The organism is Caballeronia sp. S22, assembly GCF_964261745.1.
GTDB classification, from domain to species: Bacteria; Pseudomonadota; Gammaproteobacteria; order Burkholderiales; family Burkholderiaceae; genus Caballeronia; species Caballeronia jiangsuensis.
Map to the genome: position 1 here is coordinate 1,353,969 of NZ_OZ180035.1, position 26,606 is coordinate 1,380,574.

The 26,606-nt window shown below is 62.4% G+C and carries 26 protein-coding genes; 15 read left to right on the forward strand and 11 right to left on the reverse strand.

What is annotated here, in order from left to right; all coding sequences use genetic code 11:
- Position 1 precedes the first annotated feature (1 nt).
- The 13 genes from nuoH to ACEN42_RS06430 all read left to right on the forward strand — a co-directional run bounded on the left by nuoH (position 2) and on the right by ACEN42_RS06430 (position 12,327).
- Complete coding sequence (gene nuoH / locus ACEN42_RS06370) at positions 2-1,066, forward strand: NADH-quinone oxidoreductase subunit NuoH (protein WP_187608867.1); 1,065 nt, start codon at positions 2-4, stop codon at positions 1,064-1,066.
- Positions 1,067-1,088: 22 nt separating this feature from the next.
- Complete coding sequence (gene nuoI, locus ACEN42_RS06375) at positions 1,089-1,577, forward strand: NADH-quinone oxidoreductase subunit NuoI (RefSeq protein ID WP_008341734.1); 489 nt, start codon at positions 1,089-1,091, stop codon at positions 1,575-1,577.
- A 152-nt stretch (positions 1,578-1,729) separates the two neighbouring features.
- Positions 1,730-2,419, forward strand: coding sequence for an NADH-quinone oxidoreductase subunit J (locus tag ACEN42_RS06380; protein WP_238214874.1), 690 nt, complete (start codon positions 1,730-1,732; stop codon positions 2,417-2,419).
- Between the two features lie 20 nt (positions 2,420-2,439).
- A complete protein-coding gene (nuoK, locus tag ACEN42_RS06385; RefSeq protein ID WP_007588140.1) occupies positions 2,440-2,745 on the forward strand; it encodes an NADH-quinone oxidoreductase subunit NuoK in 306 nt (101 codons plus the stop codon).
- A 17-nt stretch (positions 2,746-2,762) separates the two neighbouring features.
- Positions 2,763-4,829: an NADH-quinone oxidoreductase subunit L gene (gene nuoL, locus ACEN42_RS06390; protein ID WP_238214873.1), complete on the forward strand. Its 2,067-nt coding sequence runs from the start codon at positions 2,763-2,765 to the stop codon at positions 4,827-4,829.
- 13 nt (positions 4,830-4,842) lie between these two features.
- Entirely contained in the window at positions 4,843-6,342 is a 1,500-nt protein-coding gene (locus tag ACEN42_RS06395) for an NADH-quinone oxidoreductase subunit M (RefSeq protein ID WP_029672460.1), read from the forward strand.
- A 40-nt stretch (positions 6,343-6,382) separates the two neighbouring features.
- Positions 6,383-7,840, forward strand: coding sequence for an NADH-quinone oxidoreductase subunit NuoN (gene nuoN / locus ACEN42_RS06400; protein ID WP_029672461.1), 1,458 nt, complete (start codon positions 6,383-6,385; stop codon positions 7,838-7,840).
- On the forward strand, positions 7,840-8,160 hold the full coding sequence (locus ACEN42_RS06405) for a DUF2818 family protein (RefSeq protein WP_029672462.1): 321 nt from the start codon (positions 7,840-7,842) through the stop codon (positions 8,158-8,160). Before nuoN ends, ACEN42_RS06405 begins: the two co-directional genes overlap by 1 nt.
- 46 nt (positions 8,161-8,206) lie before the next feature.
- Positions 8,207-8,806, forward strand: a complete 600-nt coding sequence (locus ACEN42_RS06410) for an NUDIX domain-containing protein (RefSeq protein WP_035502982.1) — start codon at positions 8,207-8,209, stop codon at positions 8,804-8,806.
- Between the two features lie 196 nt (positions 8,807-9,002).
- Complete coding sequence (locus ACEN42_RS06415) at positions 9,003-9,452, forward strand: DUF1178 family protein (protein ID WP_029672464.1); 450 nt, start codon at positions 9,003-9,005, stop codon at positions 9,450-9,452.
- A gap of 57 nt (positions 9,453-9,509) precedes the next feature.
- Entirely contained in the window at positions 9,510-10,706 is a 1,197-nt protein-coding gene (locus ACEN42_RS06420; RefSeq protein ID WP_371880942.1) for an acyl-CoA dehydrogenase family protein, read from the forward strand.
- Between the two features lie 10 nt (positions 10,707-10,716).
- Positions 10,717-11,847, forward strand: a complete 1,131-nt coding sequence (locus tag ACEN42_RS06425) for an acyl-CoA dehydrogenase family protein (protein ID WP_371880943.1) — start codon at positions 10,717-10,719, stop codon at positions 11,845-11,847.
- Positions 11,848-11,868: 21 nt separating this feature from the next.
- Positions 11,869-12,327: a MaoC family dehydratase gene (locus ACEN42_RS06430; RefSeq protein WP_238293844.1), complete on the forward strand. Its 459-nt coding sequence runs from the start codon at positions 11,869-11,871 to the stop codon at positions 12,325-12,327.
- 733 nt (positions 12,328-13,060) lie between these two features.
- Here the strand turns inward: ACEN42_RS06430 and ACEN42_RS06435 are convergent.
- From ACEN42_RS06435 to ACEN42_RS06465, 7 genes are all read right to left on the reverse strand, one after another.
- Entirely contained in the window at positions 13,061-14,281 is a 1,221-nt protein-coding gene (locus ACEN42_RS06435) for an acyl-CoA dehydrogenase family protein (protein ID WP_371880944.1), read from the reverse strand.
- A gap of 18 nt (positions 14,282-14,299) precedes the next feature.
- Positions 14,300-15,397: a phosphotransferase gene (locus ACEN42_RS06440; RefSeq protein WP_371880945.1), complete on the reverse strand. Its 1,098-nt coding sequence runs from the start codon at positions 15,395-15,397 to the stop codon at positions 14,300-14,302.
- Positions 15,398-15,422: 25 nt separating this feature from the next.
- On the reverse strand, positions 15,423-16,148 hold the full coding sequence (locus tag ACEN42_RS06445; protein ID WP_371880946.1) for a histidine phosphatase family protein: 726 nt from the start codon (positions 16,146-16,148) through the stop codon (positions 15,423-15,425).
- A 4-nt stretch (positions 16,149-16,152) separates the two neighbouring features.
- A complete protein-coding gene (locus ACEN42_RS06450) occupies positions 16,153-16,941 on the reverse strand; it encodes an oxepin-CoA hydrolase, alternative type (protein WP_238214863.1) in 789 nt (262 codons plus the stop codon).
- The gene (locus ACEN42_RS06455) at positions 16,938-18,479 is read right to left on the reverse strand and encodes a 3-hydroxyacyl-CoA dehydrogenase (protein ID WP_371880947.1); all 1,542 of its coding nucleotides are present in this window, start codon (positions 18,477-18,479) and stop codon (positions 16,938-16,940) included. Before ACEN42_RS06455 ends, ACEN42_RS06450 begins: the two co-directional genes overlap by 4 nt.
- A gap of 75 nt (positions 18,480-18,554) precedes the next feature.
- Complete coding sequence (locus ACEN42_RS06460; RefSeq protein WP_371880948.1) at positions 18,555-19,736, reverse strand: pyridoxal phosphate-dependent aminotransferase; 1,182 nt, start codon at positions 19,734-19,736, stop codon at positions 18,555-18,557.
- A 46-nt stretch (positions 19,737-19,782) separates the two neighbouring features.
- Positions 19,783-20,262, reverse strand: a complete 480-nt coding sequence (locus tag ACEN42_RS06465; protein WP_371880949.1) for a putative toxin-antitoxin system toxin component, PIN family — start codon at positions 20,260-20,262, stop codon at positions 19,783-19,785.
- 56 nt (positions 20,263-20,318) lie between these two features.
- Between ACEN42_RS06465 and yaaA the strand changes: the two genes are divergently transcribed.
- Positions 20,319-21,098, forward strand: coding sequence for a peroxide stress protein YaaA (gene yaaA, locus ACEN42_RS06470; RefSeq protein ID WP_371880950.1), 780 nt, complete (start codon positions 20,319-20,321; stop codon positions 21,096-21,098).
- Between the two features lie 32 nt (positions 21,099-21,130).
- On the forward strand, positions 21,131-22,291 hold the full coding sequence (locus ACEN42_RS06475; protein WP_238293827.1) for a M14-type cytosolic carboxypeptidase: 1,161 nt from the start codon (positions 21,131-21,133) through the stop codon (positions 22,289-22,291).
- A gap of 93 nt (positions 22,292-22,384) precedes the next feature.
- Here ACEN42_RS06475 and ACEN42_RS06480 read toward each other — a convergent pair whose 3' ends face one another.
- The 4 genes from ACEN42_RS06480 to ACEN42_RS06495 all read right to left on the reverse strand — a co-directional run bounded on the left by ACEN42_RS06480 (position 22,385) and on the right by ACEN42_RS06495 (position 26,078).
- Positions 22,385-22,969 carry a BspC domain-containing protein gene (locus tag ACEN42_RS06480; RefSeq protein WP_029672581.1) on the reverse strand — a complete coding sequence of 195 codons (585 nt, stop codon included), beginning with the start codon at positions 22,967-22,969 and terminating at the stop codon, positions 22,385-22,387.
- 147 nt (positions 22,970-23,116) lie between these two features.
- Positions 23,117-23,791 carry an energy-coupling factor ABC transporter permease gene (locus tag ACEN42_RS06485; protein WP_029672580.1) on the reverse strand — a complete coding sequence of 225 codons (675 nt, stop codon included), beginning with the start codon at positions 23,789-23,791 and terminating at the stop codon, positions 23,117-23,119.
- Between the two features lie 68 nt (positions 23,792-23,859).
- Positions 23,860-24,669: a response regulator transcription factor gene (locus tag ACEN42_RS06490; RefSeq protein ID WP_187609790.1), complete on the reverse strand. Its 810-nt coding sequence runs from the start codon at positions 24,667-24,669 to the stop codon at positions 23,860-23,862.
- A 194-nt stretch (positions 24,670-24,863) separates the two neighbouring features.
- Positions 24,864-26,078 (reverse strand): DUF2863 family protein, encoded by a 1,215-nt coding sequence (locus ACEN42_RS06495; protein ID WP_187609789.1) that lies wholly within the window; start codon positions 26,076-26,078, stop codon positions 24,864-24,866.
- Positions 26,079-26,606 lie beyond the last annotated feature (528 nt).

Sequence of the window (26,606 nt, forward strand, 5' to 3'; positions counted from 1 at the left end):
AATGGGCTTGTTCGATACGATCAACGCAGGCGGCACGCAGATTCTCGGCGTCGCATGGCCGACGGTGTGGGCGCTCGTCCGCATCCTCGTGGTTGCGGTTGTCATCCTGCTGTGCGTGGCGTACCTGATTCTCTGGGAACGCAAGCTCATCGGCTGGATGCACGTGCGTCTCGGCCCGAATCGCGTCGGCCCGGCCGGTCTGCTGCAGCCGATCGCGGACGTGCTGAAGCTTCTGCTCAAGGAAGTGATTCAGCCGACAGCGGCCAGCAAGTGGATCTACATGATCGCGCCGATCATGACCGTGGTGCCCGCGTTCGCGGTCTGGGCGGTGATTCCGTTCCAGGCGCAGGCGGTGCTCGGCGATATCAACGCCGGTCTCCTTTACGCCATGGCGATCTCGTCGATCGGCGTGTACGGCGTGATTCTCGCGGGCTGGGCGTCGAACTCGAAGTACGCGTTCCTCGGCGCGATGCGCGCCGCGGCGCAGATGGTGTCCTACGAAATCTCGATGGGCTTCGCGCTCGTCGTGGTGCTGATGGTCGCGGGCACGCTGAACATGTCGGACATCGTGCACTCGCAACAGCGCGGCATGTTCGCGGGCTGGGGCGTCAACTTCCTGTCGTGGAACTGGCTGCCGCTCTTGCCGATGTTCGTCGTGTACTTCATCTCGGGCATCGCTGAAACAAACCGTCACCCGTTCGACGTGGTGGAAGGCGAATCGGAAATCGTCGCGGGTCACATGATCGATTACTCGGGCATGGCGTTCGCGCTGTTCTTCCTCGCCGAGTACATCAACATGATCGTGATCTCCGCGATCGCCACGACGCTGTTCCTCGGCGGCTGGGATGCGCCGTTCGGCTTCCTGTCTTTCATTCCGGGCGTATTCTGGTTCGTTTTCAAGGTTTTCCTGCTGCTGTCGGTGTTCATCTGGGCGCGTGCGACTTTCCCGCGTTACCGCTACGACCAGATCATGCGTCTGGGTTGGAAGGTGTTCCTGCCGGTGTCGGTGATCTGGGTGGTCGTGGTCGGCTTCTGGATCATGTCGCCGCTCAACATCTGGAAGTGAGACAAGGGCGGACGAAATCATCATGAACGCAATTCAGAACTTCTTCAAAACCTTCTTCCTGACCGAGCTGCTGAAGGGTCTGGCGCTGACGGGCCGTTACACGTTCCAGCGCAAGATCACGGTGCAGTTCCCGGAGGAAAAGACTCCGATCTCGCCGCGCTTCCGCGGTCTGCATGCGCTGCGCCGGTACGAAAACGGCGAAGAACGCTGCATCGCCTGCAAGCTGTGCGAAGCGGTGTGCCCGGCGATGGCGATCACGATCGAATCGGAAACGCGCGCGGACAACACCCGTCGCACGACGCGTTACGACATCGACCTGACCAAGTGCATTTTCTGCGGTTTCTGCGAAGAGAGCTGCCCGGTCGATTCGATCGTCGAGACGCACATCCTCGAATATCACGGCGAAAAGCGCGGCGATCTGTACTTCACGAAGGACATGCTGCTCGCCGTGGGCGATCGTTACGAAACGGAAATCGCCGCGTCGAAGGCGGCGGACGCGCCTTATCGCTGATATGCGTTCGATGCCGGAACCAGGCGTTCCGGCATCGCGCCAGCGATTTTGTTGTTGCTGTTTGGCACACTGCGGCGAGCGCCGAGGATGCATTCTGTCCACGAGCGCCGACACACCATGCCTGATGATGGCCTAACGATGAACCGGTAATCATGGAATTCACAACCGTACTGTTCTATATCTTCGCGCTGCTGCTGACCGTGTCGGCGCTGAAGGTGATCACCTCGCGCAACCCGGTGTCATCCGCGCTCTTTCTCGTGCTCTCGTTCTTCAACGCGGCCGCGATCTGGATGCTGCTGCAAGCCGAATTCCTCGCGATTCTGCTGGTTCTCGTGTACGTGGGCGCCGTGATGGTGCTGTTCCTCTTCGTCGTCATGATGCTCGACATCAACGTTGATGTCCTGCGGCGGGATTTCAAGCGCTTCGTGCCGCTCGCGAGCATCGTCGGCGCGATCATCGTGATCGAGACGGCGCTGATCCTGTGGCATGGCTATGGCGCGACGACGACTCCGCTGCGCGACGCTTCGGCCGGCGCGGGCGTTTCGGGCGCGGCGCTGATGCCGAACACGCAACTGATCGGCAAGGTCATCTACACGGACTACATCTTCGCGTTCGAAATTGCGGGCCTCGTGCTGCTCGTCGCGATCATCGCGGCGATCTCGCTCACGATCCGCGACAAGAAGGACAAGAAGACGCAAACGGTCAGCCAGCAGGTCAAGGTGCGCGCGCAAGACCGCGTGCGCATCGTGAAGATGAAGTCCGAGACGGAGGCGCCTGACGCCGCTACGGAACCTGCCGTGACCGGAAACATCGGCGCGGGCACGGTCGATAACAAGGGCTGAGCGCGAAGGAGAAATCGAATATGTTGAGTCTTGCCCATTACCTCGTGCTCGGTGCGATCCTTTTTGCGATCAGCATCGTCGGCATCTTCCTGAACCGGCGCAACGTCATCATCATCCTGATGGCCATCGAATTGATGCTGCTCGCGGTGAACACCAATTTCGTCGCGTTCTCGCACTATCTGGGCGACGTGCACGGCCAGATTTTCGTGTTCTTCGTGCTGACCGTGGCTGCGGCTGAAGCCGCGATCGGTCTCGCGATTCTCGTGACCCTGTTCCGTAGCCTCGACACGATCAACGTCGAGGACCTCGATCAGCTCAAAGGTTAATTTCAGGCAAGGCTGTTATGTCCACGACACTCAATGAAAACCTCCTGCTCGCGGTCCCGCTGGCGCCGCTGGCCGGCTCGCTGATCGCAGGGCTATTCGGGAAGGCGGTAGGGCGCAAGGGCTCGCATCGCATCACGATCCTCGGCGTCTTCATCTCGTTCATCCTCTCCGCGATCGTCTTCAACGACGTGATGCATGGCGCGAGCTTCAACGCGACCATCTACGAATGGATGAACGTCGGCACGCTCAAGATGGAAGTCGGCTTCCTGGTCGACTCGCTCACGGCAATGATGATGGTCATCGTGACCTTCGTCTCGCTGATGGTGCACATCTACACGATCGGCTACATGGCGGACGAGGAAGTGGGCTACGAGCGCTTCTTCTCGTACATTTCGCTCTTCACGTTCTCGATGCTGATGCTCGTCATGAGCAACAACTTCTTGCAGCTGTTCTTCGGCTGGGAAGCGGTGGGTCTCGTGTCGTACCTGCTGATCGGCTTCTACTTCACGCGTGAGAGCGCGATCTACGCCAACATGAAGGCGTTCATCGTGAACCGCGTGGGCGACTTCGGTTTTCTGCTGGGTATCGGCCTGTTGCTCGCGTTCTCCGGTTCGCTGAATTACGGCGACGTGTTCGCGCAAGGCGACAAGCTCGCGACGATGACGTTCCCCGGCACGCAATGGGGTCTGCTGACGGTCGCGTGCGTGTGCCTCTTCATCGGCGCGATGGGTAAGTCCGCGCAGTTCCCGCTGCACGTCTGGCTGCCGGACTCGATGGAAGGCCCGACGCCGATCTCCGCGCTGATTCACGCGGCGACCATGGTGACGGCCGGCATTTTCATGGTGACGCGTATGTCGCCGCTCTTCGAGCATTCGGATGCGGCGCTTTCGTTCGTCACGGTGATCGGCGCGATCACGGCCTTGTTCATGGGCTTCCTCGGCGTCGTTCAGAACGACATCAAGCGGGTGGTCGCGTACTCCACGCTCTCGCAGCTCGGCTACATGACGGTGGCGCTCGGCGTATCGGCGTATCCGGTCGCCGTGTTCCACCTCGGCACGCACGCGTTCTTCAAGGCGCTGCTGTTCCTCGGCGCGGGCTCGGTCATCATCGGCATGCACCACGATCAGGACATGCGCAACATGGGCGGCCTGCGCAAGTACATGCCGATCACCTGGATCACGTCGCTGATCGGTTCGCTCGCGCTGATCGGCACGCCGTTCTTCTCGGGCTTCTACTCGAAGGATTCGATCATCGAAGCCGTGAAGTACTCGCATCTGGCGGGCTCGGGCTTCGCGTACTTCGCGGTGGTCGCGAGCGTGTTCGTCACATCGCTGTACTCGTTCCGCATGTATTTCATGGTGTTCCACGGCGAAGAGCGCTTCCGCGGTCCGAAGCATCCCGACTCGCCGATGGGCCAGGCCGAAGCGCACGGTCACGGTCATGACTCGCACGGTCACGACGATCATGGTCACGGCCATGCTCATGTGCCGCATGAAACGCCTTGGGTGGTGACGCTCCCGCTCGTGCTGCTCGCGATTCCGTCGATCATCATCGGCGCGATCATGATCGGCCCGATGATCTACGGCGACTTCTTCGCGCACGGCGTCGCGTTCGACAAGGTGATCTTCATCGGCGAGAACCACGAAGGCCTGAAGGAAATGGCCGAAGAGTTCCACGGCTGGATGGCGATGGCGCTGCACGGCATCATCACGCCGGGACCGGTGTGGCTCGCGGCGCTGGGTGTGATCGTCGCGTGGTTCTTCTACATGAAGCGTCCGGATCTGCCGGCGGTCGTCGCCAAGACCTTCCGCCCGATCTACGTGCTGCTCGACAACAAGTACTACTGCGACAAGATCAACGAGATCGTGTTCGCGAAGGGCGCGGTCGCCATCGGCCGTGGCTTGTGGAAAGAGGGCGATGTGGTCGTCATCGACGGCATCGTCAACGGCAGTGCGCGGTTCATGGGCTGGTTCGCCGGTGTGATCCGCTTCCTTCAATCCGGTTACATCTATCACTACGCGTTCGCCATGATTATCGGCATGTTGGGGCTCTTGACCCTGTTTGTGACGCTCGGCGGCAAATAAGGCGAGGGATCCTATGCACTCTTTTCCGATTCTCAGTGTCGCGATCTGGCTGCCGATCATTTTCGGCCTGCTGGTGCTCGCAGTTGGTAACGATCAGAACCCGGCGCCTGCGCGCTGGGTGGCGCTGGTCGGCTCGGTGCTCGGGCTGATCGTCACGATTCCGCTCATCACCGGCTTCGATACGTCGACGGCCGCGCTGCAGTTCGTCGAGCAGTCGAACTGGATCGAACGCTTCAACATCACGTACCACCTCGGTGTGGACGGCATCTCGATGTGGTTCGTCGTGCTGACCGCGCTCATCACGGTGATCGTCGTGATCGCCGGCTGGGAAGTGATCACCGAGCGCGTGTCGCAGTACATGGCCGCTTTCCTGATTCTCTCGGGCATCATGATCGGCGTGTTTTCGACGGCGGACGGCCTGCTGTTCTACGTGTTCTTCGAGGCCACGCTGATTCCGATGTACATCATCATCGGTGTGTGGGGCGGCCCGAATCGCGTGTACGCGGCGTTCAAGTTCTTCCTGTACACGCTGGCCGGTTCGCTGCTGATGCTGGTCGCGCTGCTGTACCTCTATACGCAGACGCATACGTTCGATCTCGCCACGTGGCACGCCGCGAAGCTCGACATGACGCCGCAGGTGCTGCTCTTCATAGCGTTCTTCCTGGCCTTCGCCGTGAAGGTGCCGATGTGGCCAGTGCATACGTGGTTGCCTGACGCGCACGTGGAAGCGCCGACGGGTGGCTCGGTCGTGCTGGCGGCGATCATGCTGAAGCTCGGCGCGTACGGTTTCCTGCGCTTTTCGCTGCCGATCGCGCCGGACGCCAGCCACTTCCTCGCGCCTGTCGTCATCACGCTGTCGCTGATCGCGGTGATCTACATCGGCCTCGTCGCACTGGTGCAGGCCGACATGAAGAAGCTCGTCGCGTATTCGTCGATCGCGCACATGGGCTTCGTCACGCTGGGCTTTTTCATGTTCGGCCCGTCGAGCCAGCTCGGCGTTGAAGGCGCGATCATCCAGATGATCTCGCACGGCTTCATCTCCGGCGCGATGTTCCTTTCGATCGGCGTGCTCTATGACCGCGTCCACTCGCGTCAGATCGCGGATTACGGCGGCGTCGTCAACACGATGCCGAAGTTCGCCGCGTTCGCGATGCTCTTCGCGATGGCCAACTGCGGCCTGCCGGGCACCTCGGGTTTCGTCGGCGAATTCATGGTGATTCTGGCGGCCGTGAAGTACAACTTCTGGATCGCCTTCCTCGCCACGTTCACGCTGATTCTGGGTGCGGCCTACACGCTGTGGATGTACAAGCGCGTGTACTTCGGCGCGGTCGCGAACGACCACGTCGCGAAGCTCAAGGACATCAACAAGCGCGAGTTCCTGATGCTCGCCATCCTCGCGCTCTTCACGCTGTATATGGGCCTGCATCCGAAGCCCTTTACCGATGTGATGCACGAATCCGTGGCAAACCTGCTCTCCCACGTCGCGCAGTCCAAGCTGCCGCTGGCTCAGTAACGTCGTGCGGAGGAACTAAAAGATCATGCAAAACGCCTCTATGAGTATTCTTTGGCCTGACGCGATCCTGATGGGCGCGGTCGTTCTGGCCTGGCTGAACGACACGGTGTTCGGCGAGAAGAGCCGCGGCACGACGTATCTGATCGCGCTCGTCTCGACGATCGTCGTCGGCGTGTGGTTCGCCGTCACGGCGCTCGATCCGACGCCGCATTACTTCTTCACGCGCATGTACATCGTCGATCCGTTCGCGAGCGCGATGAAGGCGGTGGTGTGTCTCGGCTACGCGGTGTCGATCATCTATTCGAAGAAGTATCTCGAAGACCGCGACCTGTTCCGCGGCGACTTCTTTTTGCTTGGGATGTTCTCGCTGCTCGGCCAGTGCGTGATGATTTCGGGCAACAACTTCCTGACGCTGTATCTCGGCCTGGAACTGATGTCGCTGTCGCTCTATGCGGTGATCGCGCTGCGCAAGGACTCGCCGCAGTCGAATGAATCGGCGATGAAGTACTACGTGCTCGGCGCGCTCGCATCCGGCTTCCTGCTGTACGGCATCTCGATGCTCTACGGCGCGACCGGCTCGCTCGAACTCAACGAAGTGCTGAAGGCCGTCGCTTCGGGCCGCATCAACGATGCCGTCCTGCTGTTCGGCGTGATCTTCGTCGTCGCGGGCGTCGCGTTCAAGATGGGCGCCGTGCCGTTCCACATGTGGGTGCCGGACGTCTATCAAGGCGCACCGACCGCGATGACGCTGCTCACCGGCGGCGGTCCGAAGGTCGCGGCATTCGCGTGGGGCCTGCGCTTCCTTGTGATGGGCCTGCTGCCGTTCGCGGTGGACTGGCAGGAGATGCTCGTGATCCTCGCGGCGTTGTCGCTCATCGTCGGCAATATCACGGGTATCGTGCAGAAGAACATCAAGCGGATGCTCGCTTACTCGGCCATCTCCAACATGGGCTTCGTGCTGCTCGGCCTGCTCGCCGGCGTGGTCGACGGCAAGGTGACGGGCGCGGCCGGCGCATACAGCTCCGCGATGTTCTACAGCATCATCTATCTCGTGACGACGCTCGGCACCTTCGGTGTGGTGATGCTGCTCGCGCGCCGCGACTTCGAAGCCGAAATGCTCGAAGACTTCAAGGGCCTGAACCAGCGCAGCCCCGTGTTCGCGTTCGTCATGATGATCATGATGTTCTCGCTCGCCGGCATTCCGCCGACGGTCGGCTTCTACGCGAAGCTCGCCGTGCTCGAAGCGACGATGAACGCCGGCCTCACGTGGCTCGCCGTTCTCGCCGTGATGACCTCGCTCGTGGGCGCGTTCTACTACCTGCGTGTCGTGAAGCTGATGTACTTCGATGCGCCGCAAGACGCATCACCGATCGTCGCCGGCGGCCTCAACCGCTCGCTGCTCGCATTCAACGGCCTGGCCGTGCTGGTGCTCGGCCTCGTGCCGGGTCCGCTGATGACGGCGTGCCTGACGGCGATCTCGCACACGCTGCCGCTGTAATGTCGGCGGCAGGCTGGTTCATCGTCCTGTTGGCGCTCGTTCTCGCCAATGTGCCGTTCCTGAATCAGCGTCTCTTCGCCCTCGTCCCGGTGCGCCTTTCGGCGCCGACGGGACGTAAGGCGGCGAAGAAGAGCGCGTGGATTCGCATCGGCGAGCTGATCGTTCTTTACTTCGTGGTCGGCGCGCTCGGCTTCATGCTGGAAGCGCGCGCCGGCAACCGGTTCGATCAGGGATGGCAGTTTTATGCCGTCACCTTCAGTCTCTTCATCGTGCTGGCCTTCCCGGGCTTCACGTATCAGTATCTCGTCAAACGCCGCTGACGGCTTTTCGCCGTCGGCAGCGTGCTTCGAAAGCATAGGGCTCAAGATGGCAGATCATTCCTCGATTCCCGGCAACGACGACGGCCTCATCGAAAAGAAGGTCGAAAGCGTCACGTTGCACGAGGGCAAATTCCTTACGTTGAAACGCGATACCGTGGAATTGCCCGACGGCAAGCACGCGACGCGCGAGTTCGTCGAGCATCCCGGTGCAGTGATGATCCTGCCGGTCTTCGACGACGGCCGTGTGCTGCTCGAACGCCAGTTCCGTTATCCGGTGGGTCGCGTGCTGCTCGAATTTCCGGCGGGCAAGCTCGATCCCAACGAGGACGAGCTGACGTGCGCGAAGCGCGAGCTGCAGGAAGAGACGGGCTACACGGCGCGCGAGTGGACGTTCCTCACGCGCATCCATCCGGTGATTTCGTATTCGACCGAGTTCATCGACATTTATCTTGCGCGCGGCCTGCATGCGGGCGATGCGAAGCTCGACGAGGGCGAGTTCCTCGAAACCTTCATCGCCGACGAAGTGCAGTTGATGAACTGGGTGAAGGACGGCAGCATCAGCGACGTGAAGACGATCATCGGTGTCTTCTGGCTGGAGAAGATTCGCTCGGGCGAATGGAAGCTCGGCGAGACGATCACGGACTGATTGATCGCCCTCCGAACTATGCAAAAGCGGCCTCGACAGCCGCTTTTGTCGTTCTTGCGTCAGTAAAAGCGTCGGAGGGGCCGACCGGCTAGAATGAATGATTCGTCGCGCGGCGGTCGACGGCATCTGTTCGATTTTTAGAACGACCGTTCACAAAACGCGTTTTTGAGATAAACTTCAACGAAGCCCCATCAGCATGAAGGTCCTCGATTTAAAGTGCTCGCACGAACACCGGTTCGAAGGCTGGTTTGCCTCGACCGAGGAGTTCGAGTCGCAGTTGTCGCGCAAGCTGGTTGCGTGTCCGGTTTGCTCGGCGACGGACGTGAGCCGTATGCCGTCCGCGCCGCGCCTGAATCTATCGTCGGCGCGAGGCGAGGCGGCGCCACAGGCTACGCAGGCGCAAGCCGCGCCCGAGTCGGCGGCACTTCAGGCGCGCGCCTTGAAGTTCATGCGCGAGTTGATCGAGAAGACCGAAAACGTGGGCGAGCGGTTTGCCGAGGAGGCGCGGCGCATTCATTACAACGAGGCGCCGGCGCGCAACATTCGCGGCGTCACGACGCCTGAAGACGCGCATGCCTTGCTCGAGGAAGGGATCGACGTGATGCCGTTGCCTGTTCCGGAAGCATTGAAGGAGCCGCTGCAGTAAGTCGTGCGCGCGGCGTCTCTTCTGGCTCCGGCATGGGCCATAAGGGAGACTCCGCGCATGAACCTCAGTTATTCCCCCGCCGACGACGCCTTTCGCGCCGACGTCCGCATCTGGCTCGAAGCCAGTCTTCCTCGCGCGCTGCGCGACAAAGTTCTCCATCACAAGCGTCTGACCCGCGACGATTACGCGAACTGGCACAAGCTGCTCGCGTCGCGCGGATGGTCCGCGGTCGCGTGGCCGAAGGAATACGGCGGCCCCGGCTGGGACGTGACGCAACGGCATATCTGGGACGAGGAGTGCGCCCGCGCCGGCGCGCCGATGGTGTTGCCCTTCGGCGTAATGATGGTCGCGCCGGTGCTCATGAAGTACGGCAGCGACGAGCAGAAGTCGCGCTATCTCCCGCGCATTCTCGACGGCACCGACTGGTGGTGCCAGGGCTACTCGGAACCCGGCTCGGGCTCCGATCTCGCGTCGCTGCGCACGCGCGCAGAACGACGCGGCGATCACTACATCGTGAACGGGCAGAAGACCTGGACCACGCTCGGCCAGCACGCCGACATGATGTTCTGCCTCGTGCGCACCGATCCCGAAGCGAAGAAACAGGAAGGCATCTCGTTTCTTCTGATCGACATGAAGACGCCGGGCATCACCGTGCGGCCGATCATCACGCTCGACGAGGATCACGAAGTCAACGAAGTCTTCTTCGAGGACGTCGAAGTGCCGACTGAGAATCTCGTCGGTGAGGAAAATCGCGGCTGGACGTATGCGAAGTATCTGCTCGGCCACGAGCGCACGGGCATTGCGCGCGTCGGGCTGTCGAAGCGCGAGTTACTGTTTCTCAAGCGGCTCGCTCTGGACCGCAACAAGGCCGGCAAGCCGCTCCTGCACGATCCGCTCTTCGCCGCGAAAATCGCCGCGCTCGAAATCGAATTGATGGCGCTCGAAGTGACGGTTCAGCGCGTGATCGCGAGCGAGGCGGGCGGCAAGGGTCCGGGACCGGAAGCGTCGATGCTGAAGATCAAAGGCACCGAAGTGCAGCAGGCGCTGACCGAGTTGATGGTCGAAGCAATCGGCCCGCAGGCAGCCGCTTTCGATCCCGCTTTCCTCGAAGGCGAGCGCTCGCATAGCATCACGGGCGACGACGATGCAGCGCCGCTCGCCGCGTACTACTTCAACTTCCGCAAGACATCGATCTACGGCGGCTCGAACGAGATTCAAAAGAACATCATCGCGCAGATGATTCTGGGACTTTGAGGAGCGGCGCATGGACTTTACTTTCAGCGATGAACAGCAGCAGTTCCGCGATGCGCTGCGCCGTTATCTCGACAAGGCATATGCGTTCGATGCGCGGCAGAAAATCGTCGCGTCGGAGGCGGGCGTCGATGAAAATCATTGGCGCGCGTTCGCCGAACTGGGTCTCCTCGCGCTGCCGGTTCCCGAAGCGCAGGGCGGCTTCGATGGCGGTCCGGTCGACATGCTCGTCGTGATGCAGGAGCTCGGTCGCGCGCTCGTCGTCGAACCGTATTGGGCGACGGCCGTAGGCATCGAAGCGCTGCGGCTCGCTGCGCAGAAGGGCAGTGCGATGGCCGGCGAGTTGCTCGAACGAGCGGGGCGCGGCGATATACGTCTCTCGGTCGCGTTCCACGAGCCGCATGCGCGCTACGATCTCTTCGATCTGCGCACCACCGCTAGCGGCGAAGGCGAGCGCTTCACTCTGGAAGGCACGAAGTCGATGGTCCAGCACGGCGCGCAAGCCGATTACTGGATCGTGCCGGCGCGCGCGGAAGGCGAAGTGGCGCTGTTCATCGTCGGGAAAGATGCGGCAAAGGTTGGCATTACCGAGTACCGCACGATCGACGGGCAGCGCGCCGCGACGCTCACCTTCGACAAGACACCCGCGACGCGCCTCGCTGGCCGCGATACCGGCGCCGCGACCTTCGAGCGAATCGCCGACTACGCGACATTTCTGCTATGCGCGGAAGCGCTCGGCGCACTCGATGCGCTCAATCGTGCGACCGTCGACTATACGAAGGAACGCCAGCAGTTCGGCATGCCGATCGCGCGCTTTCAGGCGCTGCAGCATCGCATGGTGGAAATGTTGATCCACGCGGAGCAGGCGCGCTCGATCACGTATCTGGCCGCCGCGCGTTACGCGAGCGACGATGCCGCGACGCGCGCACAGGCTGTCTCAGCCTCGAAGGTGCGCGTCGGTCAGGCCGCGCGCTTCGTCGGACAACAGGCGGTGCAGTTGCACGGCGGCATGGGCATGACCAACGAACTGCCCGCGGCGCACTGGTTCAAGCGCCTGTCGATCATCGAGACGACGCTCGGCGATGTCGATCATCATCTCGCGCGCTTCGCGGCGCTGCCCGCTTTTTCCGTTACCGAAGACTGATGCTCATCGAGGAGCTTTTGCATGAAATACGCCTACGAAGATTTCGATATCGGCAGCGCAGTGCAGTTGAGCGCGCACACGTTCACGAAAGAAGAGATCGTCGGATTCGCCGAGCGTTATGATCCGCAGCCTTTTCATCTGTCGGAGGCGGCTGGCGAGGCGTCGCATTTTGGCGGACTTGTCGCGAGCGGCTGGAACACGTGTTCCGCGATGATGGGCATTCTTGTGCGCGACATGGTCGGCGATTCGACCTCGATGGGCTCCCCCGGCCTCGATAACATTCGCTGGATCAAGCCCGTGCGCGTCGGCGATACGGTGCGGCTTACCGTGCGCGTGCTCGACAAGCGCGTGTCGAAGAGCAAGCCGGATCGCGGGATCGTGCAGACGCGATGGGAAGCGCACAACCAGCATGGCGAGGTCGTGCTGACGGTGGATTCTGCTGCGCTCTTCGGCCTGCGTAATCCGGGCGGCGAGGGATGAGAGTGCTTGGGGTGTTCGCCGGATCCCGGTTTCGTGTCGGTCTAATAGCACCGCCCCTCCCCGGGGCGGGGGTCACTTTCTTTGCTGCTGCAAAGAAAGTAACCAAAGAAAGCAGCTCGTTCAGGCCCGCGGTCACACGCAGTTTGGTCATGCTTGCCAGCCCGCGGTGGCACTCGCCTAAGTGTCGCCCCTGAAGGACTTACCGGGCTTGGCTCGCGCACGGTCTGACACATCGCACTACAGAACAAACTGGTTCAGCACCAAATGGCTCCGGCCCGCTTCGCGGCCGACCGGTCAATCGGGTTTGCGCGCTCTTCCTTGCTGACGCCGCCATCTCAATGCACTGCACATGTGCTCCGTTGGTTTCCCCTGCATACCCAACGGCAGCGCGTAGCGCTGTGCCGAAGCTATTTCGTGCTGAACCAGCACGCTTAAACAATTGGAGCGGCGGACCGTGCGCGGTCCAAGCCCCGCGAGACCTACGAGGGCACTCGCTATTGCCGGGCCATTAGGCCAATCGCCTGTGCCGCGGCCGGTGTGAAGTGCTTAGGCTGGGGATAGCTGTTTCTTTGGTTACTTTCTTTGCAGCAGCAAAGAAAGTGACTGCCGCCCCGCACAGGGGCAGAGCTAATAGACCGACACGAAACCGGGATCCGGCGGCGAAATCCAAGCATTCGCCCGAAACCCCCATACCCCACGCGCAAGCCGCCATCGCGACGCGTCCGTCGAACCCTCAAACATCCGCAAACTTACCAAACTCCAGCTTCGCGATAGCATTACGATGCACTTCGTCGGGCCCATCGGCGAGCCGCAACGTACGCGCCGACGCATACGCATACGCCAGCGGAAAGTCATCGCTGACGCCGCCCGCGCCGTGCGCCTGGATCGCCCAGTCGATCACCTGACACGCAACATTCGGCGCAACGACCTTGATCATCGCGATCTCGCCGCGCGCGCCCTTGTTGCCGACGGTGTCCATCATGTACGCGGCCTTGAGCGTCAGAAGCCGCGCCTGCTCGATCATGATCCGCGCCTCGGCGATACGCTCCTGCGTCACGCCATGATGCGCGATCGGCTTGCCGAACGCGACGCGTCCGAGCGTGCGCCTGGTCATCAGTTCCAGCGCGCGTTCCGCGAGTCCGATCAGGCGCATGCAATGATGAATGCGCCCCGGCCCGAGGCGGCCCTGCGCGATCTCGAAGCCGCGTCCTTCGCCCAGAAGCATGTTCGTCGCGGGCACGCGCACGTGGTCGAGCGTGATGTCCATGTGGCCGTGTGGGGCGTCGTCGTAACCGAAGACGCTGAGCGGCCGATGCACCGTGATGCCGCTCGCATCGGCGGGCACGAGAATCATCGACTGTTGCGCGTGTTTTGGTGCTTGCGTGTCGGTCTTGCCCATCACGATATACACCTTGCAGCGCGGATCGCCCGCGCCCGATGACCACCACTTGTGGCCGTCGATGACATAGCTGTCGCCGTCGCGCACGATGCTGCAACGGATGTTGGTCGCATCCGACGACGCGACTTCCGGCTCGGTCATCAGAAACGCCGAGCGGATTTCGCCGCGCAACAGCGGTTCGAGCCATTGCGCCTTATGCGCATCGGTGCCGTAGCGTTCGATGGTCTCCATGTTGCCCGTGTCGGGCGCGCCGCAGTTGAACACTTCCGGCGCCCACGGCACGCGGCCCATGATTTCGCAGAGCGGCGCGTATTCGAGATTCGTCAGGCCCGCGCCGCGTTCCGATGCAGGCAGAAAGAGATTCCAGAGTCCTTCGGCGCGCGCCTTTTCCTTCAGGCCTTCGATCAGTCGCGTCGGCATCCACGCATTGCCCGCCGCGCGATTGGCCGCGATTTCGTCGGCGTAAGCGCGTTCGTTGGGATAGATGTGCGCATCGAAGAACGCGAGCAGCTTTTCGCGCAACGCTTGCACCTTGGGCGTGTAGTCGAAGTTCATGGCTTGTCTCTCTCGCTTTTATCGGCCGACTTTCTGTGCGTATTGCCACGCGAGTTCGGCCATTGGCCGTGCGCGTTTGCCCGCGTCGACGGCTTGCGCGCTCGCGGCCGTGCCATCGACGACGCGCTTCATGATGCCTTGCAGGATCGCGGCGATGCGGAACATGTTGTAGGCGAGGTAGAAGTTCCAGTCGCCTTCGATCGTGAAGCCCGTGCGCTCGCAATAGCGCTTCACATAGGCGGCTTCATCGGGGATGCCGAGCGCGGCCCAGTCGAGCCCGGCGATGCCGCGAAACTGCGACGGATCGACATGCCACGCCATGCAGTGATACGCGAAATCGGCGAGCGGATCGCCGAGCGTCGAGAGTTCCCAGTCGAGCACGGCCAGCACGCGCGGCTCGCTCGGATGGAAGATCAGATTGTCGAGCCGATAATCGCCGTGCACGACACTGACGCGCGCGCCTTGCGTCTGCGGAATGTGTTGCGGCAGCCATTCGATCAGGCGATCCATCGCTTCGATCTTCTCGGTCTCCGACGCGACATACTGCTTGCTCCAGCGCCCGATCTGCCGCTCGAAGTAGTTGCCCGGCTTGCCGTAGCCCGACAGTCCGGCGGCTTCGATATCGACCGTATGGAGCGCGGCGATCACGCGATTCGTTTCGTCGTAGATCGCGGCGCGTTCGGCGGGCGTCATGCCGGGCAGCGACTGATCCCACAGCACCCGGCCCTGCACGAACTCCATCACATAGAACGCACGGCCGATCACGCTTTCGTCCTCGCACAACGCGAGCATGCGCGCGACCGGGACGTCGGTGGAGGCGAGCGCGTCCATCACGCGATATTCACGCTCGATGGCATGCGCGGAAGGCAAAAGTTTTGCCACGGGTCCGGGCTTCGCGCGCATCACATAGCTTTGCGCGGGCGTGACGAGCTTGAATGTCGGGTTCGACTGACCGCCCGCGAACTGCTCGATGGTCAACGGGCCGCCGAAGCCATCGACGTTCGCTGCGAGCCACGTCGAGAGGGCGTCGATGTCGAAGCGCTGTTTGTCCTGCACCGGGCGCGTTCCTTCGAACGCGGAAAAATCGGAGTGCTTGTTCTTTTCTTCGTCCTGCATCGTCTCCTCCGTTTTTGCGTCGCCATCACTTCATGTCGACGGCCTTGTAGCGTACGAACTGCGCATAGAGCAGTTCCATCGTCGTGTTGCGCACGTCGGCGTGCAGCGGCGAGGGCGGCGAATGATTGATCGCGTGCACGATCCAGTCGCTCGCTTTGTCGCCGACGTCGAGTGCGTTGATGCAGCCCGTCGCCTGCGACAGATGCCCGAAGAACGCGCGCCCGCCGGCTGTGATCGCATGCGAGAGCAGCGCGCGATTGACGCCGCCGTGCAGCACGAGCAGCACCGTGTCCCACGAGCGATCCTCGCGCAGGCGCGCAACCGCGGGCAGCGCGCGATCGAGCAACTCGCCGATCGTCTCGCCGCCGAGAAATTGTGTTTCTTCCGGCACGACGCCATCGAACACCGAAAGAAACGCGCGCTCGATGTCCGATGTCGTGAGGTCCTTGAGCTTGCCGCCGCGAATTTCCTGCCACTCGGGCCAGATTTCCGGCTCGATCGATTGACCCGTTTCCGCGAGCACGCGACGCGCCGTTTCCACCGTGCGCGGCAATCCGCTCACGATCACGCGATCGAAGTGGATCTTTTGCGCGGCGAACTCGCGGCCCGCGGCGCTCGCTTCCTCGCGTCCCTGTTCGTTGAGCGGGACGCTTTCAGGATCGATCGCGCGGCCGCTGTCGTCGAAATAAGTGACGTCTCCATGACGCATCAGAAAGATGCGGCGGCGCTTCGGCAATTCGTACTGTGCCATGGGCTTAACGATAATTCGGCTGACGCTTTTCGAGGAACGCGGTGATGCCTTCGAGCGCATCGCCGTGATGGAGCGCGTCGACGAAGCTGTCGCGTTCCATGTCGAGATGCGCGGCGAGCGGCTGCACGTCGGCGGCGCTGATCAGCGACTTGATGCGCGCCATCGCTTTCGGCGACACGCTGCCGAGATCGTCGGCCCACGCGATGGCCGCATCGAGCGCGATGCCTTTCTTCGTCAGCCGGTTCACGACGCCGACTTCGTGCAGACGCGCCGCGCCGATCGGCTTCGCTTCGAGCAGCACTTCGCTTGCGAGCGTGCGCGGCAGCGCGCGCGACAGGAACCACGACGCGCCGCCGTCGGGCGTAAGGCCGACGCGCGCATATGACATGACGAACCTGGCGTCATCGGCGGCAACGATCAGATCGCACGCGAGCGCAAGCGAAAAGCCCGCGCCCGCGGCCGCGCCTTCGACGGCCGCGATCACCGGTTTCGTCGATGCGCGCAGCGCGCTGATCCATTCCGCCAGCAAGTCGATGCTCGCGCCTTGCACCGACGGATCCTGCGCGCGGTTCTCGAGCAGGCGATTCAGATTGCCGCCCGCGCAGAAGAAATTGTCGGCGCCGGTCAGCACGATCGCGCGCACGCTGTTGTCGCGCTCCGCCGTGTTTAGCGCCTCGATGCCAGCGGCGTACATGTCCGGATGCAGCGCGTTGCGCGCGCCGGGATTGGACAACTTGAGCACGAGGGTGGTGTCGCTGCCCGCGGGACGGTCTGTCAGTAATTCGGCGCTCATCTGAGCTCCTCGATATGGGTAAGCGAAAGTCCGAGCTGCGCCCGCCGCGTGAGCCAGGGCGCCGGCCGGTAGCGCGGGTCGCCGAGTACGGCGTGGATGTTGCGCAGGATGGTCAGGATGGTCGTCGCGCCGATGGCGTCGCCGAGCGCGAGCGGGCCGCGCGGATAGCCGAGGCCGAGCGTCACCGCGAGGTCGATGTCCTCGGGCGTCGCGATGCCTTGCTGCGCGATATCGCAGCCGATGTTCACGATCGTCGCCACCACGCGCTGAGCGACGAAGCCGGTCGAATCGCGGATCACGGTGACGGGCACGCCGTCGAACGAGAAGAGGGCGTGCGCGGCGTCGCGCATGGCGGGCGAGGTCGCGGGCGTCGTCATGATCGTGCGGCGCGCGACGGTATCGAGCGGGAAGAGCGTATCGACGGCGACGACGCGCGTGGCGTCGAGATGTTCGTTGACGGCGGCGGTCGTCGCATCGAGGCCGAGCGGCGTCACGATAATGAGTGATTCCGGCTCGGGCGTGTGGCCCGCGTCGATGTGGACGGAGCAATCGCATTTGGCGATCAGCTTCAGCACCTCCTCGCGACCGGCGTGCGACGCGCGGCTGATCCAGACGTGCGTCGGCAGTTGTGTGGGCGCGGCGGGTTCCGGCGGCACGTCCTGCTTGCCATCGACATATCGATAAAACCCCTCGCCCGCCTTGCGCCCGATGAGACCGCCCGCGAGCCGCGTGCCGGTGATCGGCGACGGCTTGAAGCGCGGCTCTTCATAGAACTGGTGATAGATCGATTCCATCACCGGATGCGAGACGTCGAGCGCGGTGAGATCGAGCAGTTCGAACGGCCCGAGGCGAAAGCCCGCCTGCTCGCGCATGATGCGGTCGATATCAGCGAAGCTCGCGACGCCTTCGCTAGCCACGCGCAGGCCTTCGGTATTCATGCCGCGCCCGGCGTGATTGACGATGAAGCCCGGCATGTCCTTCGCGCGCACCGGCGTGTGGCCCATGCGGCGCGCGAGGTCCATCAGTGCGTCGCCGGCGCGCGGATCGCCGCGCAGGCCGTCGATGACTTCCACGACACGCATCAGCGGCACGGGATTGAAGAAGTGAAAGCCCGCGACGCGCTCCGGATGCGCGCAGCCGGCGGCGATCGCGGTGATCGACAGCGACGAGGTATTCGACGCGAGAATGCAATGCTTGCCGACCACCGCTTCGAGCTCGCGGAACAGCTCGCGCTTGATGTCGAGATTCTCGACGATCGCCTCGACGATGGCATCGCAATCGGCCAGTTCGCTCGCGTCGCCCGCATCTCGGATGCGCGCGAGCGCGGCGTGCGCGTCGGCTTCCTTGAGCTTGCCCTTGGCGGTGAGTTTCGCGAACGTCTCCGACAGATACGCGCGCGCGGCGGCGAGCGCTTTCGGATTCGTGTCGTAGACATGCACGTTCAGCCCGCCGAGCGCCGCGATCTGCGCAATGCCGCGCCCCATCGCGCCGCTGCCGACGATACCGAGCGTCTCGATCCTGTAGTCGTGCTGGCTCATGATGCGGTTCTGCTCCTCGGAGATGGGAACGCGCGTGGCGTCGGGTTCGATGCGGTTCGGCGCTCGCGCCGTCGCTCAGAGTCGGGCGAGACGTTCGAGCGCGAGCGCGAGCGTTTCTTCCTTTTTCGCAAAGCAAAAGCGCACGACGCCCGATTCATGGCTCTCGTGATAGAACGCCGACACGGGAATCGCGGCCACGCCGATCTCGCTCGTGAGCCACTGCGCGAATTCGGCTTCGGGCATGTCGCTGATCTTCGAATAATCGACGCACTGGAAGTATGTGCCGTCGCAAGGCAGCAGCGAGAAGCGCGTGTTCGACAGTCCCGCGCGGAAGAAGTCGCGTTTCTTCTGATAGAACGCGGGCAGTTCCAGATACGGCTTCGGATCTTCGAGATAGTGCGCGAGGCCGATCTGCATCGGCGTATTCACCGTGAACACGTTGAACTGGTGCACCTTGCGGAATTCGGCGGTGAGCGCGGCGGGCGCGGCGACGTAGCCCACTTTCCAGCCGGTCACGTGAAAGGTCTTGCCGAAGCTCGACACGACGAAGCTGCGTTTGGCCAGTTCCGGATAGCGCGAGACGCTTTCGTGCGGCGCGCCGTCGTAGACCATGTGCTCGTAGACTTCGTCGGAGACGATCAGCACGTTGGTGTCGCGCACGATCTCCTCGAGCTTTTTCATGTCGTCGGCGCGCCATACGCGGCCGGTCGGATTGTGCGGCGTGTTGATCATCAGAAGCCGCGTCTTCGGCGTGATCGCGGCGGCGATCTTGTCGAAGGGCAGCGCGTAATCGGGCGCTTCGAGCGACACGAACACCGGCTTGCCGCCCGCGAGCTCGATCGACGGCACGTAGCTGTCGTACATCGGCTCGATGACGATGACTTCATCGCCCGGATGCACGCAGCACAGTATGGCCGTGAGCAGCGCCTGCGTGGCGCCGGCGGTCACCGTGATCTCCGTATCCGGGTCGTAGGTGCGGCCGTAGAGCGCGTCGATCTTGCGCGCGATCGCGTGGCGCAAGGGCGCGGCGCCCGCCATCGGCGGATATTGATTGTGGCCGTCGCGCATTGCGCCGGCGACCGCATCGACGATGCGCGGATCGCAGTCGAAATCGGGGAAACCCTGACCGAGATTCACCGCGCCCTTTTGCGTCGCGAGCGCGCTCATCACGGTGAAGATGGTCGTGCCCACATTGGGCAGACGCGACGGGAAGGAAAGCTCGGGCGGTGTCGGCGGCAATTCGTGCGTGGCGTTCATGATGATGTGGACGTTGAATAGGGCTCGCGACTATTTTAAGACAGCATCAGCCGATGGCCGCCTGTGCTTCGAACGCGAGCACGAAGGGTTTCGGTTCGGCGATGCGAAAGGCGAAGTCGCGCGCGATGCGGCGCGCGAGCTTCAGCACCGCGCGATCCTTCGAGACCAGCCACTGCGCGCCCGACGCGTGCGCGAGTTCGAGAAACTTCTGGTCGTCGCGATCGCGGCATTTGGGCAGCGGACGCTCGTCTGCTTCGATGCTCGCGGCGACGAGCGTCGACAGGCGCGCGACGGTCGCGAGCGCGGCGGTCTTGTCGACTTCCATGCGCACGAACTGCGGATAGTCGAGCACGCGCGTGAGTTCGCGCAGGCAGCGTTCGTCGATCAGCGCTTCGAGCGTGCGGGCTTCGAGGGCCGCGTGAATCGGGCGCGTGGCGGCGTCGTCGAATACGAGGATGTCGATCCACACATTCGAATCGAGCACCACGCGCGTCGGCGACGGCAGCGGCGCGGCGGAATTGTCCATTCGATACAATCAGGGGTTTATGCCAACGATCGCCGGCGGGGTGCCGGCGAGCCTCCATGATAATCGTTCTCTCTCCCGCCAAATCGCTCGACTACGAGACGCCTGCTCATATCAAAAAGCACACGCTGCCGCAATTCGTCGATGACGCCGCCGAGTTGATCGACGGGCTGCGCGAACTTTCGCCGCAACAGATCGGCGGCATGATGGGCATTTCGGACCAGCTCGCGGCGCTGAATTTTCAGCGTTACGCGGAGTGGTCGAAGACTTTCGATGCGCACAATTCCAAGCAGGCGGTGCTCGCGTTCAACGGCGACGTGTACGAAGGCTTCGCCGCGAAGACGCTCTCCGCGGGCGATCTCGACTTCGCGCAGAACCATGTGCGCGTGTTGTCGGGGCTGTACGGTCTGCTGCGGCCGCTCGATCTGTTGCAGCCGTATCGCCTGGAAATGGGCACGAAATTCCCGAACGCGCGCGGCAAGGATCTGTACGCGTTCTGGGGCGAGCGCATCACGGCGGCGCTCAACGAACAGCTGAAAAAGCAGCGCGGCGCGCGCGTGCTGGTGAATTGCGCGTCGGGGGAATATTTCAAGTCGGTCAGGCCGAAGCTGCTCGCGGCTCCGGTCATCTCGCCGGTCTTCGAAGACTGGAAGGGCGGGCGCTACAAGATCATCAGTTTTCACGCGAAGCGCGCGCGCGGTCTGATGGCGCGTTTTGCGGTCGAGAACCGCGTCGACGAGCCGGAAGCGCTCAAGAGCTTCGACAGCGAAGGCTACAGGTTCGACCCGAAGGCGTCGAACGACACGACATACGTATTTCGTCGCCGCATCGGGGATTGAGACCCGCGCGGCAAGCACGCAAGGAAACGCAGATGACACTCTCCATTTCAAGCAATTTCGACGCGGGCGCGATCGAAGTCCTCAACGCCGACGATCCCGAGGACATTCGGCTGCGCATCCGTCCCGATTCGCATGCCGATTTCGCGCAATGGTTCTACTTTCGCGTGTCCGGCGCGCGTGGCGAGCGTCTCGTGATGACCTTCGAGAACGCGGCCCAGTGCGCGTTCCCGGAAGGCTGGCGCGACTATGAGGCGGTCGCGAGTTATGACCGCGTGAACTGGTTCCGTGTATCGACGGAATACGACGGCAAGGTGATGAAGATCGATCACACGCCGGACTTCGATCGTATCTATTACGCGTACTTCGAGCCGTACAGCGAAGAGCGCCACTCGGAATTTCTCGGTGCGGTTCAGCAGATGCCGCTCGCGACGCTGACCGAACTCGGCAGCTCGGTGCAAGGCCGCCCGATGTCGGTGCTCTCGCTCGGCATCCCGGACTTCGGCGACGCCGAGCCGAAGAAGAAAGTCTGGATCATCGCGCGTCAGCATCCGGGCGAGACGATGGCGGAATGGTTCGTCGAAGGGCTCGTGAAGCGCCTCGCGGGCTTCGGCGACTGGGCGGGCGATCCGGTTGCGCGTTCGCTCTTCGAGCGTGCCATCTTCCATATCGTGCCGAACATGAACCCCGACGGCAGCGTGCTCGGCAACCTGCGCACCAACGCGGCGGGCGCGAACCTGAACCGCGAATGGATGGAGCCGAGCGCCGAGCGCAGCCCGGAAGTGCTCGCCGTGCGCGAGGCCATTGCGGAAACGGGCTGCGACCTGTTCTTCGATATCCACGGCGACGAAGCGATTCCCTATGTGTTCGTCGCGGGATCGGAGATGCTGCCGGGTTTCACGCCGCAGCAGGCGAAGGAACAGAAGGCGTTTGTCGAATTCTTCAAGCAGGCGAGCCCGGATTTCCAGGACGTGTATGGCTACGAGTCGAGCAAGTATCAGACGGATGCATTGAAGCTCGCGTCGAAGTACATCGGCAACGAGTACAAGTGCTTGTCGCTCACGCTGGAGATGCCGTTCAAGGACAACGCAAATCTGCCGGATGAGAGCGTCGGCTGGAGTGGCGCGCGTAGTGCGGCGCTCGGCGCGTCGATGCTGCAGGCCATCCTGTGGCATCTGCAGTCTTCCGGCGCCTGACGCCGGCGACTAACCGCTGAAGCAAGAAGGGCGTGGCCACTTCATGTGGCCACGCCCTTTTTTGTCGTGTCTTCGTCGCAGGGAAGGTATCGGCTAGTGCTTCTTGGTCGTCTTCTTCGTCGACTTGGCCGAAGACTTCGACGTGCTCTTCGTCTTGCCCGTGGTCGCCTTGTTTTTCGTGCCGTGTTTGCCCTTCGTACTGTGGGTCGAGCGCGGTTCGGCACGTGGACGCAACGCCGGCACCGGATCGTTCCAGCCGAAAGCGAGCATCTGGCTGCCGACATAACCGCAGCGGAACTTGAGCGGAGTGGGATCGCGCTCCCCGTCCTTCGGCATGCCTTGACCTTCGACGGTCACCACGTTGTCCACCTTGATCCGCTGCTTCTTCTCGTCGAACGAATCGTTCCACGGTTCGATTGCGGAATGCGAGGCATCGAACGAGTCGGGTGGGAATTCGACGTGATCGAAAGCCGAAGACGTACTGGCGATGAAGTTGCCATGCGCGGCGCAATCCGCGACGAGCGGGTTGGCCTTGAAGTCGATGACGAAGTGGTGAATCAGTTCGTTGCGCTCGTCGAGCGAATCGGCAAAAGCGGAAACCGCGCATGTGAGTGATGCGCATACCGCCAACCGGCCGACGAGCCGCAGGAGCCGGCGCGGTGCGAAGTTACTTTCCATCAAGTCTGGCGCTAAGAAGACACGGGCAAGTAAGATGCGCCGTGTGGGGAAGGAGTTCAATCTTATCGTACTTTGCACGCGTGCCCATCGCCCGGAATCCGATATCCGAGGCATGGGATCGCACGAGGCGGGCAAGGTTCGCGAGACTTAGACGCGCGGACCGCGATCGAGGCGATAGCGGCGCACGTCATACGTGGTGATCCACGCAGGTTTGTACACGGCGATCAGGATGGTAAGCAGACCGGTGAAGAGCGCCTCGCCGACACCCAGCAGCAGCGAGCCTCGCGTGAACGCCGGAGGTACGACGAACCGGCCGCTAGCGAGCGCCATCTCGAGCAGCACGGTGGCGCCACATGCCGCCGCCACCGCCGCAGCCGAAGTGACGAAGCCGTGCCCGGTGATGAAGGTGATGAGGTTGCGCGGCAACCAGGCATTGCTCAAACGCTGCAACAGGGTCGAGACCGCGACGGGCAGCGCGCCGAAGAGCAGGTAGGTGGTCGCTACCGAAAGCCACGAGGCATCGAGAACGACGGCGGCGAGGCCTGTAGTCGCAGCAGTTCCGATTAGCGCGAGCCTCCAGTCGAACAACGTGACCATCAGCGTCGCGCCCAGCAGATGAATGACGGGTCCGTCATCGAACCATGCGTTGCATGCCCACAGCACCGAGACCGCGACGATGATGCCGAGCCACACGTTTTGCAGCGTCGCATCCTGCAGACGAGCGAACGGTCGCTGCAGCAGCCCGAGCGCGAGCACGCCCGCGGCTGCGATCCAGCTGCCGACGGTAAGCCAAAGCGGTAGCGGTGTGTAGAAGAACCCCATGCCTTGCATATTACTCGTTGCGCGTAAAACGTGTGCGCAAAGGACGAACCCGTTTGCCTGGTTTGTTGCTAGAACGTCGACTCCGGCTCGGCGGCCATGGGAAGCGCAGCCGCGTCGTTGTCGAGAAGCGACGGATAACGCGTCCGTGGACGGCGCAACGGAATTGCGCCTGGCTGCCCCGCGACGACACGCGCGGATCTCTCGCTTCCAATGCGCAGAATTTCGAGGTGCGAGTTCTGCACGCCGTTGTAGATCGCAACCGCGGCGGCGCGATTTGTCGCGCCCAGCTGCTGGAAGATACTTGCAAGGTGGATCTTCACCGTGCCTTCGCTGATACCGAGCGTCTTCGCGATCATCTTGTTCGTGCTGCCCATGTGGACGCAGCGCATGATCTGCTGCTGTCGGGGCGACAGCGCCGGATGATGGCGGATTTTGAGCGGCAGTTTGGCGATATCCCGAGCGCGGCGGGCGGTGAGTTCGAGCGTCAGTTCCGGGTCGACCACGTCGGGCGGAATGTAGTGGCCGCCGACGAGCACCATCTCAAAGGCGCGAAGGATAAGGATCGGGTCAAGCGCGCGTGGGATCACGCCCATTGCGCCGACGCTTATCAGCGCATAGACGAGCGCAGCACCGCAGCGGTCGACCATGATGGCTGCGGGCACGCGGGGCGCCTCGTCGAGCAGAAGCTGTAGGTCGCCGGTACGCATGTCGGGCGCCCAGTCGATCACGATCATGTCGGGTTCGGAGCGTTTCAAGGCGGAACGGGCTTGTCTCCAATCCTTCGCCTCGGTGAATTGCGCCTGGCGCGCAACACGGCGCAGCAATGTTTTAAGGCCCGCCCGGCGCTCGGCGTCGGAACCAATAATGTTGATTATCATGCTTTACCTCGTGTCAATACACCCGTTGCCCCTCGGCTCCGGGACTCGACGCCTGCTTGCATTTCGGCGTCAGTGGCTATATTGACAAATTTAGGCTGATTCAGCCCCCTATCCGAATGGCATAGGCATAAATACACAAAAACCCCGCGCGAGGGCGGGGTTCGTCGGGTTGAAAACGGCTCTCTTGCCGATTGTCAGTGGAAATGAGGCTGCGCCGGTTCTGCGTCCTCGGGCATCTCGGCATGAACGATCTCGCCGAGCGGATCCGCGTAGAGCGGCACGCCGCAGTCGTCGCAGAACTCCGGCTCGAAGCGTCCCGCGTGACGCCGCACATCCGAGACGCCTGTTTTTTTGAGCAACTCGACGATTTCCTCGACCGGGCCATCGGCGCCTTCGAGATCGGCCGCGTCGTCGTCCATCCCCGATTCTCCGTTCTCTCGTCCGTAGAGCGGCCACACGACGCCGTAGATCACGTCGTTGCTGCCGCGCCGCGTGAAGCCGATGCGGTATTCGTCGATGCGCCGTTCGCCGAAGCCCGCGATAACCGCGCGTAAATCCTGAGGCGCGGTGCCGAGCGTGTCGAACAGGTATCGGACTGCGGTGCGCACGGTGTGGGGACGGACCTGCTCGTCGGCGTCGCGGCAGGCCGAGTAGTAGGCATCGGGAAGCAGGCACTCGAATTCACAGCCAGGCAAGATGGCGGCGAAGCTCGGCCCGCCCTGAGCTGCCCACTGCTCGAGGCATTGACCGCGCTCGACGCGGCTGCCGTTTTCGTCCTCCTGCCAGCGGAAGAACGCCGCGCCGGCCGGCACGACGACCAGCGCCAGCAGGAATCGCGGGTCGGCGAGAATCGGCGAGGTTTCGGGAAGATCGGACAGATTCAGGCGCGCGGCGGTGCCGCTCAACACCGTTTGCAACAACTGTTGCGCGAGGCGTGCGGTATCCACGTGGTGTCGCGGTAACTGGTCGATGCTATAGAGATAGGGCGCGACGGCGACGCGCGCGTCCGCTGCGAGAACATGCGCCTGCATTTGCGTGCGCAGGGCATCGACGGCGTCGCCCTTGAGCGCCCCCGACGGGATCGCGTAGCGCGTCCACGCGAGCACCGGCGCGGAAATGAGCAATGCTTCGTGGGGCGCGCCCTCGATGTCGATTTTGAATGACTCACTGTGCGTCTCGGCCATATCGGCGAGCGCTCCGTAGGCGTCTGGATGATTCTGCTGCAAATGGTCGAGCGCGGCGTCGAGCGTCGTCTGATTGCCGTTACGCACGAGTTTGGCGATGAGGGTGTCAAGGCGGGCTTCCCAGAACCTGTCCTCGACGCGGCTTCCGGACGCGAAGAGCGCGAGGGAGAGGCTGACGAGCTTGTCGGCATCCGGGGGAATACGTTTTGCGATTCGCGAGCGCATATAAGTACGAAAGTTAATTGGTGCGGTGAACCTTTGATTGTAGTCGCTCGGACGACGCTTTTATCGTGCGCCGTTAAGGTCTGTCGATCTATGGCGGGCGAGGGCGTCCAGAGCGGCCGAATTATTTTTTCGCATCTCCCTTGCGGAGGAGGCATTCGCTCACTAGAATTCCGTTCCTTCGCGATTCGTTGAACGCGAAGGAAGCGGGAGTGGGCAGTATCGGTGGTGCGCTCGGGGTGGGTTGTAGAAGGTTCTGAGCGCGGTTGGCAAGAAGAGAAAATGCTTCGAATCTTGTTGACACGAACCGAAACGTTGTTCATAATCTCGTTTCTCTGCTGCTGATGCAGCGACGCAAGACGGAAGTTGATGTAGTGAATGTCTTGCGATGTGCTCTTTAAAAACTAACAGCCGATAAGTGTGGGCGCTTGATAGCGAGTGCGGTTTCAGTCTTTTTAGGCTGAGACAACAAGCAAAAGTATCAAGAGTCTCACACGAAGTATCAGAGGAAGGTTTTTCATCTTTAAGATG

Bases quoted from the DNA above. Each gene is read 5' to 3' on its own strand.
- nuoH (WP_187608867.1), top strand. From the start codon at position 2: ATGGGCTTGTTCGATACGATCAACGCAGGCGGCACGCAGATTCTCGGC.
- nuoI (WP_008341734.1), top strand. From the start codon at position 1,089: ATGAACGCAATTCAGAACTTCTTCAAAACCTTCTTCCTGACCGAGCTG.
- ACEN42_RS06380 (WP_238214874.1), top strand. From the start codon at position 1,730: ATGGAATTCACAACCGTACTGTTCTATATCTTCGCGCTGCTGCTGACC.
- nuoK (WP_007588140.1), top strand. From the start codon at position 2,440: ATGTTGAGTCTTGCCCATTACCTCGTGCTCGGTGCGATCCTTTTTGCG.
- nuoL (WP_238214873.1), top strand. From the start codon at position 2,763: ATGTCCACGACACTCAATGAAAACCTCCTGCTCGCGGTCCCGCTGGCG.
- ACEN42_RS06395 (WP_029672460.1), top strand. From the start codon at position 4,843: ATGCACTCTTTTCCGATTCTCAGTGTCGCGATCTGGCTGCCGATCATT.
- nuoN (WP_029672461.1), top strand. From the start codon at position 6,383: ATGAGTATTCTTTGGCCTGACGCGATCCTGATGGGCGCGGTCGTTCTG.
- ACEN42_RS06405 (WP_029672462.1), top strand. From the start codon at position 7,840: ATGTCGGCGGCAGGCTGGTTCATCGTCCTGTTGGCGCTCGTTCTCGCC.
- ACEN42_RS06410 (WP_035502982.1), top strand. From the start codon at position 8,207: ATGGCAGATCATTCCTCGATTCCCGGCAACGACGACGGCCTCATCGAA.
- ACEN42_RS06415 (WP_029672464.1), top strand. From the start codon at position 9,003: ATGAAGGTCCTCGATTTAAAGTGCTCGCACGAACACCGGTTCGAAGGC.
- ACEN42_RS06420 (WP_371880942.1), top strand. From the start codon at position 9,510: ATGAACCTCAGTTATTCCCCCGCCGACGACGCCTTTCGCGCCGACGTC.
- ACEN42_RS06425 (WP_371880943.1), top strand. From the start codon at position 10,717: ATGGACTTTACTTTCAGCGATGAACAGCAGCAGTTCCGCGATGCGCTG.
- ACEN42_RS06430 (WP_238293844.1), top strand. From the start codon at position 11,869: ATGAAATACGCCTACGAAGATTTCGATATCGGCAGCGCAGTGCAGTTG.
- ACEN42_RS06435 (WP_371880944.1), bottom strand. From the start codon at position 14,281: ATGAACTTCGACTACACGCCCAAGGTGCAAGCGTTGCGCGAAAAGCTG.
- ACEN42_RS06440 (WP_371880945.1), bottom strand. From the start codon at position 15,397: ATGCAGGACGAAGAAAAGAACAAGCACTCCGATTTTTCCGCGTTCGAA.
- ACEN42_RS06445 (WP_371880946.1), bottom strand. From the start codon at position 16,148: ATGGCACAGTACGAATTGCCGAAGCGCCGCCGCATCTTTCTGATGCGT.
- ACEN42_RS06450 (WP_238214863.1), bottom strand. From the start codon at position 16,941: ATGAGCGCCGAATTACTGACAGACCGTCCCGCGGGCAGCGACACCACC.
- ACEN42_RS06455 (WP_371880947.1), bottom strand. From the start codon at position 18,479: ATGAGCCAGCACGACTACAGGATCGAGACGCTCGGTATCGTCGGCAGC.
- ACEN42_RS06460 (WP_371880948.1), bottom strand. From the start codon at position 19,736: ATGAACGCCACGCACGAATTGCCGCCGACACCGCCCGAGCTTTCCTTC.
- ACEN42_RS06465 (WP_371880949.1), bottom strand. From the start codon at position 20,262: ATGGACAATTCCGCCGCGCCGCTGCCGTCGCCGACGCGCGTGGTGCTC.
- yaaA (WP_371880950.1), top strand. From the start codon at position 20,319: ATGATAATCGTTCTCTCTCCCGCCAAATCGCTCGACTACGAGACGCCT.
- ACEN42_RS06475 (WP_238293827.1), top strand. From the start codon at position 21,131: ATGACACTCTCCATTTCAAGCAATTTCGACGCGGGCGCGATCGAAGTC.
- ACEN42_RS06480 (WP_029672581.1), bottom strand. From the start codon at position 22,969: ATGGAAAGTAACTTCGCACCGCGCCGGCTCCTGCGGCTCGTCGGCCGG.
- ACEN42_RS06485 (WP_029672580.1), bottom strand. From the start codon at position 23,791: ATGGGGTTCTTCTACACACCGCTACCGCTTTGGCTTACCGTCGGCAGC.
- ACEN42_RS06490 (WP_187609790.1), bottom strand. From the start codon at position 24,669: ATGATAATCAACATTATTGGTTCCGACGCCGAGCGCCGGGCGGGCCTT.
- ACEN42_RS06495 (WP_187609789.1), bottom strand. From the start codon at position 26,078: ATGCGCTCGCGAATCGCAAAACGTATTCCCCCGGATGCCGACAAGCTC.